Genomic DNA, 10,722 nt, shown 5'->3' with positions numbered 1-10,722 from the left:
CGCCTACCGCTGCGTCTACTTGACCGAGCCCGCCATCACCCCCTGTACGAAGTGCTTCTGGAAGGCGAAGAACACGACGAGCGGCACCACCAGTGAGAGGAACGCGCCGGGGGCGAGGACGCCGATGTTGCTGCCGAACTGCCGCATCTGCGACTGGAGGGCGACCGTCAGCGGCTGCGAGCCGCTGTCCGCGAAGAGCAGGGCCACCAGCATGTCGTTCCACACCCACAGGAACTGGAAGATCGCCAGGCTCGCGATGGCCGGCCGGCCGAGGGGGAGGATCAGCCGGGAGAAGATCCGCCACTCCGTGCCCCCGTCCAGCCGGGCCGCCTCCAGCATCTCCTTCGGGATCTCGGCGAAGTAGTTCCGCAGCAGGAACACCGCGAAGGGCAGTCCGTACGCCACGTGGAAGACCACCACACCGGCCACCGTGCCGAACAGGCCGATGGCGCCGAAGAGTTTGGCCACCGGGAGGAGGCCGATCTGGACAGGGACCACGAGGAGCCCCACGACGATCAGGAAGATCCAGTCGCGTCCGGGGAACTCCAGCCAGGCGAAGGCGTATCCGGCCAGAGCCGCGATGCCGACGACGAGCACCGTCGTCGGTACCGAGATCAGCACCGTGTTCCAGAACGCCCGGAGCAGCCCGGAATCGGCGAACAGGGCCGTGTAGTTGTCCATGGACAGCTGGGCGGGGTCGGTGAGCGAGGTCCACCAGCCCGTCGAGGAGTTGTCCCGCTCGGAGCGCAGGGAGGACAGGAAGAGCCCGACGAGCGGGGTGAGCCAGAGGACGGCGACCAGCATCAGTACGGCCTGGACGGCCGAGTTGCCCAGCCACCGGCCCGCCCGGTTTCCCCTGGTCGTGGTGTGGCTGCTGCTCATGCTCCGCCCCTTCGGAAGCGACGTATGTTGAAGATCATCGCGGGCACGACGAGGAGCAGCAGCAAGACGCTCAGCGCGCTGCCCAGGCCCTGGTTGTTGCCCCCGCCGAAGGAGACCAGCCACATGCGGGTGGCCAGGACGTCGGCCTCCTCCTGCACCGGCCCCGGCGCGATGATGTAGACCAGGTCGAAGACCTTCATGACGTTGATCACGAGGGTCACGAAGACCACCGTTAGCACCGGCGCCAGCAGGGGTACGGTGACCCGCCGGAAGATCTGGCCCTCGCTCGCCCCGTCCACCCGGGCCGCCTCCAGTACATCGCGCGGGATCGCGGCCAGGCCCGCCCCGATCAGCACCATGGAGAAGCCGGTCCAGACCCACAGGTAGGCGCCGATGATCGCCGGGGTGACCAGGGTCGGGCCGAGCCAGTCCACCCCGGTGTAGCCGACGGCGAAGTTCGAGGCCGGCAGGCGCAGGGTGTACTCCGCCGCGCCGTCGAGGCCGCCGAGCCGGAAGGAGCCGTCGGGGCCGGTGGTCGTGGTGGCCGCCGCCTTCCCGTCCCGCAGTACCTCCACCCGTACGCCGGGCAGGCCCTTCTCGCCCGGGTCGACCGCGCCCTGGGTGCCGGACGCACCCGGGGCGACGTCCAGGTAGACGGTCCCGGTCACCGCGTCGCCCGAGGCGGAGCCGGAGCCCGCGGGGACCGCCGCCGGGGCGGAGCCCGCCGGCACCGCACCGGGTGCGATGCCGACGAGCGGCAGGGCCAGGCCCTGCCCCCCGGGCCGGACGGTGCCCAGGGAGACGTAGGGGCCGCCGGGGCTGCCCGTCAGACCCTTGCCCTCGCGGGCGCGGGCCGTCGGGTACGGGGCCGGTTCCTTGAAGGCGTCGTGGACTCCGACGACCGCCGCGTTGATCACGCCCCGGTCGGGGTCCTGCTCGTAGGCCAGCCGGAAGATGATGCCGGCGGCGAGGAACGACACCGCCATGGGGAGGAAGAGCACCAGCTTGAACGCGGTCGCCCAGCGCACCTTCTCGGTGAGCACGGCGAGGACCAGACCGAGCCCGGTGAGGAGGGTGGGCGCGACGACGATCCAGACGGCGCTGTTGCGGACCGCCTTCATCGTCGCCGGATCCCGGAACATCTCCACGTAGTTCGCGGCCCCGACGAACCGGTCGCCACGCGCATCGAAAAGGCTGCGGCCGACCGAGAACACGACCGGGTAGACGACCAGCGCCCCGAGCAGGAGCAGGGCGGGCAGGACGAAGAGGACGGCGAGACGTCTCCTTCTGCGCCGGGCACGGACCTGCGGATCCGCCGTGCCGCGCGCCTTCACGATGTGCGCCATGGAGCTTCCTCAGTTCCCGTAGGCCTTGGCGGCGGCTTCTTCGAGCTTCGCGGCCGTGCCCTTGGGGTCGGACGGGTCGCGCAGGAAGTCCTGGAGGAGCTTCCACTCCCCGGCGCCCTTCGTGCCGCCGAAGGCCGCCGGGGCCTGGTCGGACATGTCGAAGCGGACGGAGTCGCCGGCGGCGACCAGCGAGGCGGCGGTGGCGCGGGCCGTGTCGTCCGCGTACGCGGACGCCTTGACGTTCTTGTTCGGGGAGAGGAAGCCGCCGGCCCCCGCCCAGACCTCCGCGGCCTCGGGAGTGGCCAGGAACTCCAGCAGCTTCATGCCGGCGTCGGCGTTCTTGGCGTCCTTCAGGACGACGGCGGCGTCGCCGCCGCTGACGACCGGGGCCAGGCCCGCGCCCACGGGCGGGAACGCGAAGAACTTGGCGTCCTCACCGGGCTTCTTGCCGAACTCGTCCTTGGCGACACCGCCGACGAAGTCACCCTCGAAGACCATGGCCGCCTTGGGCTCCGGCCCGAAGACCTGGCCGACGGAGGCGGGGAAGTCGGTCCGCAGCGCACCGCTCGCCCCGCCGGAGACCAACTGCTGGTCCTCGAAGACCTCGGCCAGGGTGGTGAGGGCGTCCACGACGCTCTGGTCGGTCCACTTGAGCTTGTGCTGGGCGAGCTGGTCGTACCGCTCCGCGCCCGCCGTCGAGAGGTAGACGTTCTCGAACCAGTCCGTGAGGGTCCAGCCGTCCTCGCCGGCCACGGCGAAGGCGGGCAGCCCGGCATCGGCCAGCGACCGGCCGGTCGTGAGCAGCTCCGCCCAGGTCTTCGGCTCGGCGGCGCCGGCCTGGGTGAAGGCGGCGGGGGAGTACCAGACGGTGGATTTGTGGGCGGCCTTGAAATAGAGGCCGTAGTAGGTGTTGTCGACGGTGCCGTAGTTCTTCCAGACCGGGGCGAGCCCGGCCGAGGCGGTCTGCGCGGTCGCTTCGGAGAGAGGGCTCAGCCAGCCCTTCGCCGCGAACTGCTGGAGTACGCCCACCTGCGGGACCAGGGCGACGTCGGGCGCGTTGCCGCCCTCGATCTTGCTTCCGACGAAGGTGGAGACGTTGTCGCCGGAGGGGACGAACTCCGTCTTCGCCCCGGTCTTCGCGCTGAAGGCGTCCAGCACCTTCTTGAAATTCTGCTGCTCGCTGCCGGTCCACACGCCCGCGACGGTGACCGTCTTGCCCTTCAGGTCCCCGCCGCCCGAAGCGGGTTCGGTGCTGTCGCTACAGGCCACGGCGGTCAGGCCGAGCACCAGGGCGGTGGAGAGGGCGGCCGCGCCGCGTCGTGCCGTTCTGCTGGATCGTCCCATGACGAATCCTTCCTTGTCCGAGCGTGGGGTCAGGCGGTCTTGAGGTCGGTGATCCACCAGGCGGCGGTCGCGCCGGGCAGTACGCCGTCGGGGCAGGGCCCGCTGGCGAGGAGGGGAGCCCCGGGGACGGGGGCCGGTACCGGGTCGGAGCCGAAGTTCACCGCGCAGACGAGCCCGTCACCGCGGACCATGGCCAGCACCTGCGGGGGCGTCTCCAGCCAGCCCAGTGGGCCTTCCCCCAACTGGGGCATGCTGCGGCGTAGTTGGAGGCCCTCGCGGTAGAGGTGCCAGAAGGAGCTGGTGTCGGCCAGGGCCCGGTCCGTGGCGTGGTCCGCGAACCAGGAGGGCTGCGGCAGCCAGGGCTGGGCGCCGGCCGGACCCTGGCTGAAGCCGAACGGGGAGGCGTGGCCGGACCAGGGCAGCGGGACCCGGCAGCCGTCGCGCACGTGCTTGCGGCTTCCGGTACGGGAGAAGATCGGGTCGGTCAGTACGTCGTCGGGCAAGTCGAGCACCTCCGGCAGCCCCAACTCCTCGCCCTGGTAGACGTAGGCGGCGCCGGGCAGGGCCAGCATCAGCAGGGCGGCCGCCCGGGCCCGGGCGGCGCCCAGCCCGCTGCCCTCGACTCCGGGCTCGCCCGCGTACCGGGTGACGGTGCGGACCTGGTCGTGGTTGTTCAGCACCCAGGTCACCGTCGAGCCGGTACCCGCGATGTCGCGTACCGCCGCGTCGATGGTCGTGCGGAAGGCGGCAGCGTCCCAGGGGGCGCTGAGCAGGTCGAAGAAGAAGGCCTGGTGCAGCTCGTCCGGCCGTACGTACAGGGCGTGTTCGCGGGCCGTGGGTACGGACACCTCGCCGACGAGCAGGCGGTGCTGCCCGTCCCGGGCGGTGTACTCCTCGCACACGGCCCGCCAGCGGCGCCACACCCCGTGCACCTCGGGCTGATTCCAGGCGAGGGGGTTGACCGAATCGCGGGAGCGCTCGTCGGCCTCGGGGTCCTCGGAGTCCGGCAGTTCGGGGTGCTTGAAGAGGCCGGCCGCGACATCGATGCGGAAGCCGTCCACCCCGCGGTCCAGCCAGAACCGCAGCACCTGCTCGAACTCGTCGCCGACCTCGGGGTGGCGCCAGTTGAGGTCCGGCTGTTCGGGGGTGAAGAGGTGGAGGTACCACTCGCCGGGGACGCCGTCGGGCCCGGTCACCCGGGTCCAGGCCGGACCGCCGAACATGGCCCGCCAGTTGTTCGGCGGTTCGCTGCCGTCCGCACCCCGGCCGGGTGCGAAGTGGAACCTGGACCGGGCGGCCGTGCCGGGCCCGGAGGCCAGGGCCTCGCGGAACCAGGGGTGCTCGCTGGAGCAGTGGTTGGGGACGATGTCGAGCAGGACCTTCAGGCCGATGCGCCTGCTCGCGGAGACCAGCCGGTCGAACTCGGCGAGGTCCCCGTAGACCGGGTCCACGGCGCGGTAGTCGGCTACGTCGTACCCGTGGTCGTGCTGCGGGGAGGGGTAGAAGGGGCTGAGCCAGATGCCGTCCACGCCGAGCTTCTTGAGGTACGGGAGGCCCGCGCGGACACCGGCCAGATCACCGATGCCGTCGCCGGTGCTGTCCAGGAAGCTGCGGACGTAGACCTGGTAGATCACCGCGTCGCGCCACCAGGGAGCGGCAGTTGCGGTGGGGGAGGGGCGGCCTGTGTCGGCCGGGAGCGTGTTGAGCATCTCGCGTCGACCTGTCTGCTGAATGCGAGGAGGCGTCTCGAATACCGTGCCTCGTTATGCATTCATGTTAAGTACAGGCGGCCGCCGGATGTCAACGATGTTGCGGCCAACTCGGCCTTGGTCAGGGGTGTTTGCCCATGAGGGCTGCCCGAAGGTGCAGAGATGAGACCAACGGGTTTCGATCGAGGGTGGACCGGGCTCAGCGAGCGCCGGCGATCGTCCCCAGCTCGGCGGCGAGCCGCCGGGCCGCCTGATCAGGCGACTCGCGCTGCGCCAGCAGGTCCTGGCCCACGGCCTGTACGGCGAGGCTGACCTGTCCGTAGCGCGGGCTCTTGGGGCGCGGCACGGCCGACAGGATGCTCTGCCGCAGGGTCGGCAGGTACGGATGGGCGGCGATCAGCGCCGGATCCTCGTACAGGGCCGCCCGCACCGGGGGCAGGGAGCCCTGGGTCAGTACGCGGCGCTGCACCGCCTCGCTGGTCAGGTACGCGAGCAGGTCGGCCGCCGAGGCGGCGTGCCGCGACCGGGCGGACACCGCCAGGTTGGAACCGCCGAGCACGCTGGAGCCCGGCCCGTCGAGGCCGGGCAGGGGCACGGCACCGAAGCGTCCCGCCACCTTCGCCCGGGAGCGCTCGCGTCGGCGTAGACGTAGGGCCAGTTCCGCAGGAAGAGCAGCCCGCCCTCCTGGAAGGCGGTACGGGAGTTCTCCTCGGTATAGGCCAGCGCCTCGGGGGCGATCCACCCCTCGCGCACCCCGCCCGCCAGGAACTCCAGGCCCGCGCGGGCCGCCGCGGAGTCCACCGCGACCCGGTGCCCGTCGTCGCCGAGCACGGTGCCGCCCGCTGACTGGATCGCCTCGGTGACGTTCACCGTCAGCCCCTCGTACGGGAGGAACTGCCCGGCGTAGCCGTCGATCCCGTACCGGGGGGCGAGCGCGCGGGCCTGCCGCTCCAGTTCGGCCCAGGTCCGCGGAGGCTGTTCGCCCGCCGCGTCCAGGATGTCCTTGCGGTAGTAGAGGAGTCCGGCGTTGGTCACGTAGGGGAGGGCGTACAGCCGGTTCTCGAACGTGGCCGTGTCGACCACCGGCGGGAGGAAGGAGTCCACCGGGAACCGGTCGCGCTCCAACGGTGCGATCCAGCCGGCCGCGGCGAACTCGGCCGTCCAGGCCACGTCGATGTTCAGCACGTCGAACCGGCCGCTCCCGGAACGGAGTTCGCTGATCATCTGAGCCCGGGTCTCGTCCGCGGAATCGGGCAGCTCGACCAGGGTGACCCGCTCACCGGGGTGATCACGGTTCCAGTCGTCGAGCAGCGGGGCCAGGTAGTTGGTGAGGTCGCCGGCCGTCGCCAGTGTCAGGGGCCCGCGACCGCCCGGGTCCGCGCCTTCCGCCCGCTGGCCGAGGCCCGCGTAGCCGGCCAGCACCACCGTCGCCGCCAGGAGTCCCCTACCCGCGGCACGCATCCACCGCAAAAGGTTCCTCCCGGTGTGAATCGCGGCCGCGTCGCCGTTCTCGCGGCCCATATATACCCCTTGGTGATAAGCGATACTAGACACCCGGTCGGCGGGGCTGTTTCGTAGTCCTGTACGGGTCGGCACTCACTAACAAGTAACTACGGAACCATAGAGAAGGGGGAGCGCGTGCGGCTACAGCTGCTGGCACTCCTCACCCGCGGCCCCGCCCACGGCTACGAGCTGAAGCTGGCCCTTGAACAGCTGTTGGGCGCCGCGTACCCTCAGCCCAACGTCGGCCAGATCTACGTGACCCTCGGGCGCCTGGAGAAGACCGGACTGATCGAGGGCGAGGACGTCGAACAGGCGGGCCGGCCCAACAAGCGCACCTACCGGCTGACCGAGGCCGGGCAGGAAGCCGTCGCGGCGTGGTTCGAGGAGACGGCCGACGAACCCCGGGTGCGCGACGAGTTCTTCATGAAGCTGGCCCTGGCCCCCTTCGCGGGCCTGGCCGATCCCATCACCCTGATCAACCGACAGCGTCGGCAGTACCTCAACACCATGCGCGACCTCTCCAAGCTGGCAGCGTCGGAGGACCGCGAGAACAAGATCTCCCAGCTGCTCATCGAGGGCGCCATGCTGCACCTGCAGGCCGACCTCGACTGGCTGGAGCGATGTCAGGAGGAGCTGGAATGATGCGGGCCGACGCAGCCGCCGCAGCGGTCGCAGCACCTCCGCACGACGCGATCGTCCACGCCGAGGGCCTCACCAAGACCCACGCCGGCGACAGCGCCCCGGTCCACGCGGTGAGGGGTGTGAACCTGACCGTGCGGCCGGGGGAGTTCGTCGCCGTCACCGGCCCCTCCGGCGCAGGGAAATCCACCCTGCTGCACCTCCTGGGCGGCCTCCAGCAGCCCGACGGAGGGCGGCTCTGGGTGGACGGCCGGCGCGTCGACGCCTTCTCCGAGGCCCAGTGGGCCGTCCTGCGCCGCCGGCGCATCGGCGTCGTCTTCCAGTTCTTCAACCTGGTCTCCAACCTGACCGTCGCCGACAACGTCGAGCTGCCCGCCCTGCTCGCGGGCGCCACCACCCGGACCGCCCGCGCCCACCGCGTGGAACTCCTGGCCGAACTCGGACTCGAAGGCCGCGAACGGGCCCTGCCCGGCGAGCTGTCCGGCGGCGAACAGCAGCGGGTGGCACTGGCCCGAGCCCTGGTCAACCAGCCCGCCCTGCTCCTCGCCGACGAACCGGCAGGCAGCCTCGACAGCAAAGGGACCCGCGAGGTCCTGCGCCTGCTCACCCGCTTCCACCAACGGGGCCAGACCATCGTCATGGTCACCCACGACGCCCGCATGGCCAGCGCCGCCGACCGCGTCATCAGCTTCTTCGACGGGCGCATAGCCGACGACGCGGAACTCGGCGGCGTCGGCGTCCGGCCCGGCCGCGGCGGAGTCTCCGGCACCCTCGAACTGAAGGACTGAGCGTGCGGGCCACCCTGCGCTGGGCACACGCCGACCTCCGCGCACACCGCGGAGAGGCACTCTTCCTCGTCCTGGCCAGCGCGGGCATCATCGCCTCCCTGCTGCTGGCCGGCGCCCTGTTCAGCTACGCGACCAACCCCTGGCAGCGCGTCTTCAACCAGTCGCAGGGCGCCCACATCTGGCTCCATACCCGGGCCGACACCGACACGGGCCGGCTGGCCGCCCTCGACGAGGTGGCCGCGGTCTCCGGGCCGTTCGCCACCGCCCCGGCCACCGTCGAGGCTCACGGAACGCGCGGGCGCGTCACCTTGCGCGCCACCGGCGACCGCCCGCCGAAGGAGGCGCGCCCCCTGATCACGGCGGGACGCTGGCTCGGCGGGGCAGGCGGGGACGTGGACGCCGCCGCGGACATGAAGGGCCACACCGCCGCGGACCGGTCCGACGAGGTGGTCCTGGAAAGCAGCTTCGCCCGCGCCGTCTGGGCCCGGCCCGGCGACACCGTGCGGTTCACAGGCGCCCAGGGCCAGCCCGTAGACCTCAGGGTCGTCGGTCTGGCGGAGGCGGCCGAACCCCGCTACCGTCCCGGCCTCGCCCCCGGCGTGGCCTGGGCCCCGCAGTCCGCCCTGGACCGGCTCGGCCCGGCGGACAAGGGGCAGAGCATCGGACTGCGCCTGAAGGACCCGGCCGACACCGACTTCGTGGTCCAGCGGGCCGTCACTCTGCTGGGCGGCGACAACGTCGGACAGGTCACCACCTGGCAGCAGGCGAGGGCCGACGCGGGCGGCGACGACCAGCTGCTGGGGCGGATGTTCGCCGCCTTCGGCCTCAGCGGCCTGATCGCGGCCGCGGTGACCGCCTCCGGAGCGGTCACCGCCCGGGTGCGCGGCCAACTGCGGGACATCGCCGTCCTCAAGGCGATCGGCTTCACCCCCGGACAGGTCATCAGGGCCTGTCTCGTCCAGCACCTCTCCTTCGCCGTGCTGGGCACGGCCCTCGGCACGGCCGCCATCGTGTTCCTCGGCGGCTGGATACCCGGCCGGATCGGCGACGCGGCCCGCCTGTGGAAGGACATGCCGGGCCACACCGCCCTCACGATCGGCCTGCCGACCGCCACCGTCCTGCTGATCGCGGGCGCCACCGCCCTCACCGCGTGGCGGGCCGGCCGCGTCCCGCCCGTACCGGCGGCCAGGTCGGCCCAGCCCGGCGGAGCCCCCATGACGGCCCTCGGCCGCCGGGCGCTCGGCCTGCGGCTGTCACCGGCGCTCGTACTCGGCTGGCGCGCCGCGATCACCCGCCCCGGTCACGCCCTGGTCCCCGTGGTCCGCCTCGCCCTGCCGCTCGTACTGATCGCCGTCGGCCTGGTCGCCTGGTCGACCCTCGACCAGTTCCGCACCGACCCGGCCCGGATGGGCGTCCCGGCCGCGCTCACCGTCCGCGCTTCCGGGCCGTCCGCCCTGGCCGAAGCCGACTTGGACCGGGCCATCGGCTCCGTACCGCAGATCGCCGCCGCCCACCCCGGCGTCGAACTCGCGGCCCTGGCCCCCGGCCAGACCGGCACCATCGTCCTGCGAGGCCTGGGACTGGGCGATGTCCCGTACCCGCACACCGTGGCGGAGGGCCGCGCGCCGCACGGCGACGACGAAGCGGTCGCCGGCCAGGGCCTCCTCGACCTCCTCGGAGTGGGCGTGGGGGACTGGGTCCGGCTGACCGTACAGGGACGCCCGCAGATCCTGCACATCGTGGGACGCAGCATCGAGCCCGACTTCGACGGCCGGGTGATCTCCACCTCCCTCGACGTACTGCGCCAGCGGGACGCGCGGCTGCGCCCCGAGTTCCTGGCGCTCGAACTGCGACCCGGCGCCGACCCCGGGGCGGTACGGGACGCCCTCAGCCGGGCGGCCGGAAGCACCGTGGACGTCCGCGCGACCTCCGACGCCGCCGCCCGGCTCGATCCGGCGCGGGGCGTCATCGCGGCCCTGATCGCGGTGTCGACGCTGATCGGGCTGATCGAGCTGCTCGCCCTGATCGGTGCGGACGTACGGGCCCGCTCCCGCGACCTGCTCGCCCTCAAGGCCATCGGCCTGACCCCCCGGCAGGTCGGCGCGGTCATCGTGACCGCGGCGGGCCTGACCGCCCTGGCCGCGGCCGTACTGGGAACCACCCTCGGCACCCTCGCGGGCGGCTGGCTCGTCGACGCCCAGGGCCGGGCCGACGGGACCGGATCCGGCATCGCCGGCCACCCGCAGGCCTCCGTCCTGCTCACCTTGGTGGCAGGCGCCGTACTGGGCGCGGTGGCGGCCGCACTGCTGCCGGCCGCACGAGCGGCCCGCCGACGGCCGGCCGACTCCCTCACCGAGACGATGTGACCCCGGGGCGCAAACCCGGAGGCTGAACGCCCGCACCCCTTCGGGCGCAGCCGGTACCCGATGGTGCAAGGTTCGGACCGTGCCAGTGGTCCGCCCGGGCGCGCGATGCTTCTCTCCTCCTCAGCCGACGAGTGCTGGAGGACGA

At 72.3% G+C, this 10,722-nt stretch carries 7 protein-coding genes and 1 pseudogene; 3 read left to right on the top strand and 5 right to left on the bottom strand.

Features of this window, described 5'->3' with window-relative positions; translation table 11 throughout:
- Positions 1–15 precede the first annotated feature (15 nt).
- The 5 genes and pseudogenes from OG247_RS01225 to OG247_RS01205 all read right to left on the bottom strand — a co-directional run bounded on the left by OG247_RS01225 (position 16) and on the right by OG247_RS01205 (position 6,751).
- Entirely contained in the window at positions 16–882 is an 867-nt protein-coding gene (locus OG247_RS01225) for a carbohydrate ABC transporter permease (protein ID WP_327250383.1), read from the bottom strand.
- Positions 879–2,228 carry an ABC transporter permease gene (locus OG247_RS01220; protein ID WP_327250382.1) on the bottom strand — a complete coding sequence of 450 codons (1,350 nt, stop codon included), beginning with the start codon at positions 2,226–2,228 and terminating at the stop codon, positions 879–881. The genes OG247_RS01225 and OG247_RS01220 overlap by 4 nt, the downstream gene beginning before the upstream one ends.
- A 9-nt stretch (positions 2,229–2,237) precedes the next feature.
- A complete protein-coding gene (locus tag OG247_RS01215) occupies positions 2,238–3,572 on the bottom strand; it encodes an ABC transporter substrate-binding protein (RefSeq protein WP_327250381.1) in 1,335 nt (444 codons plus the stop codon).
- Positions 3,573–3,601: 29 nt separating this feature from the next.
- Positions 3,602–5,281 (bottom strand): glycoside hydrolase family 13 protein, encoded by a 1,680-nt coding sequence (locus tag OG247_RS01210; protein WP_327250380.1) that lies wholly within the window; start codon positions 5,279–5,281, stop codon positions 3,602–3,604.
- Between the two features lie 199 nt (positions 5,282–5,480).
- Positions 5,481–6,751, bottom strand: a pseudogene (locus tag OG247_RS01205) (ABC transporter substrate-binding protein).
- 168 nt (positions 6,752–6,919) lie between these two features.
- Here OG247_RS01205 and OG247_RS01200 point away from each other — a divergent pair.
- Genes OG247_RS01200 through OG247_RS01190 form a run of 3 tightly spaced genes read left to right on the top strand, consistent with a single transcriptional unit; the run spans position 6,920 to position 10,577 of the window.
- Positions 6,920–7,426 (top strand): PadR family transcriptional regulator, encoded by a 507-nt coding sequence (locus tag OG247_RS01200; RefSeq protein WP_327250379.1) that lies wholly within the window; start codon positions 6,920–6,922, stop codon positions 7,424–7,426.
- Positions 7,426–8,211 carry an ABC transporter ATP-binding protein gene (locus OG247_RS01195; protein WP_442813194.1) on the top strand — a complete coding sequence of 262 codons (786 nt, stop codon included), beginning with the start codon at positions 7,426–7,428 and terminating at the stop codon, positions 8,209–8,211. The genes OG247_RS01200 and OG247_RS01195 overlap by 1 nt, the downstream gene beginning before the upstream one ends.
- A 2-nt stretch (positions 8,212–8,213) precedes the next feature.
- Positions 8,214–10,577: an ABC transporter permease gene (locus tag OG247_RS01190; protein ID WP_327250377.1), complete on the top strand. Its 2,364-nt coding sequence runs from the start codon at positions 8,214–8,216 to the stop codon at positions 10,575–10,577.
- Positions 10,578–10,722 lie beyond the last annotated feature (145 nt).

The sequence above is a fragment of the Streptomyces sp. NBC_01244 genome (assembly GCF_035987325.1).
Classification (GTDB): domain Bacteria; phylum Actinomycetota; class Actinomycetes; order Streptomycetales; family Streptomycetaceae; genus Streptomyces.
Note: the sequence above shows the minus strand (reverse complement) of the source record. Positions and strands in the feature narration are given on the sequence as shown.

Excerpts from the sequence above, each read along its gene's own strand:
- OG247_RS01225 (WP_327250383.1), bottom strand. The coding sequence starts at position 882 with ATGAGCAGCAGCCACACCACGACCAGGGGAAACCGGGCGGGCCGGTGG.
- OG247_RS01220 (WP_327250382.1), bottom strand. The coding sequence starts at position 2,228 with ATGGCGCACATCGTGAAGGCGCGCGGCACGGCGGATCCGCAGGTCCGT.
- OG247_RS01215 (WP_327250381.1), bottom strand. The coding sequence starts at position 3,572 with ATGGGACGATCCAGCAGAACGGCACGACGCGGCGCGGCCGCCCTCTCC.
- OG247_RS01210 (WP_327250380.1), bottom strand. The coding sequence starts at position 5,281 with ATGCTCAACACGCTCCCGGCCGACACAGGCCGCCCCTCCCCCACCGCA.
- OG247_RS01195 (WP_442813194.1), top strand. The coding sequence starts at position 7,426 with ATGCGGGCCGACGCAGCCGCCGCAGCGGTCGCAGCACCTCCGCACGAC.